Source organism: Pseudomonas sp. GW822-FHT04C11, from assembly GCF_058800905.1.
The window spans coordinates 1-1,252 of the sequence record NZ_JBXAMS010000042.1; the positions used below are offsets into that span (position 1 = coordinate 1).

General features: G+C 54.1%; 1 protein-coding gene. It reads right to left on the bottom strand.

What is annotated here, in order from left to right:
* A protein-coding gene (locus tag AC1RJ3_RS29605; RefSeq protein WP_493081987.1) for an IS3 family transposase occupies nucleotides 1-1,188 on the bottom strand; the annotation gives its coding sequence in 2 pieces (ribosomal slippage) (nucleotides 1-933 and nucleotides 933-1,188; 1,189 coding nt annotated over the 2 pieces). This gene is flagged as partial in the annotation.
* Nucleotides 1,189-1,252: the final 64 nt, after the last annotated feature.

Consider the following 1,252-nt stretch of genomic DNA (forward strand, 5'->3'; position numbering starts at 1 on the left):
TGTAGTGGTCAACTAATTCCGGACACCTCGATAGGTGGTTTAGACGCCATTGCCGTTCGTAAACGGTCGGTGGCAGATATCCCAGTTTCGAGTGCAGCCGCTCGTTGTTGTAAAACCCAACGATGTATTCAGTGATGTCACGTATCGCTTCGGCGTGATTGGCGTAATCGCGCCGCCATACCCGCTCCATTTTCAAACTCAGGAAGAAGCGCTCCATCACTGAGTTGTCCCAGCAGTTACCTTTACGGCTCATGCTTTGCTGCATGTTATTTCTTGTCAGCAGCGCCCTGTAGCTCGCGCTGGCGTACTGGCTACCGCGATCCGAATGAGCGATCAGACCAGGTGGCGGTTGACGCTGAGCAACTGCCAGTTGCATTGCACTACACACCAGCTCAGCCGGCATGTTCGGGGCCATGGACCAACCCACGATCTTGCGTGAGAACAAGTCCAGTACCACGGCCAGATACAGCCAGCCGCTACGGGTCCGGATATAGGTAATGTCCGCTACCCAGGCCTTGTTCACCGCTTCGGGTTCGAATTGGCGATTCAACACATTTTCAGCAATCGGCAGATCATGGTTGCTATCGGTCGTGTGCACAAACTTGCGCTTCCAGGCCGAACGCAGACCGTGGGCACGCATCAAACGACGAATTTTATAAACGCCTATTTCCATGCCCTTGGCGCGTAACGCTTTACGCAACGGGCGACTGCCATAACAGCCGCCACTCGCGGCAAACGATGCCTTGAGTTGCAGAGCCATGGGACAAACTGATGCTGGCGCTTCAGCACGCTTGTTGGCTTCGTAGAAGCCGGATCGACTGATACCCAGCAGCCGACAGACATGCGCCACCGAATAAGCCTTCTGTTGCAGCTGCCGAACCAAGCGATACGTTACTTCAGCTCGCGGGCAAAGAAGGCGGTAGCTTTTTTTAATACATCGTTATCCATCTTGAGCTGGCGGTTTTCCTGCTCTAACTGTCGGATACGTTGTTGCTCAGCAGTCAAGGGTTTGCCGATTCCGGTCTCTCCCAACTGTTCAGCCTCGTACTGCTGTACCCAGCGCCGGACGGCAGTCTCACCAATATTCAGGTCGCGGCAGACCTGCGGAACGGCCAGTCCCTGGTCCTTGATCATCTTTACGACTTGCAGCTTGAAGCTGTCGTCGAATGTTCTGCGTTTGCCAGTCATGAAAAACTCCTCGATAGATGCATTCTCCACCTATCGAGGTGTCCGGGGAAATTAGACCACTACA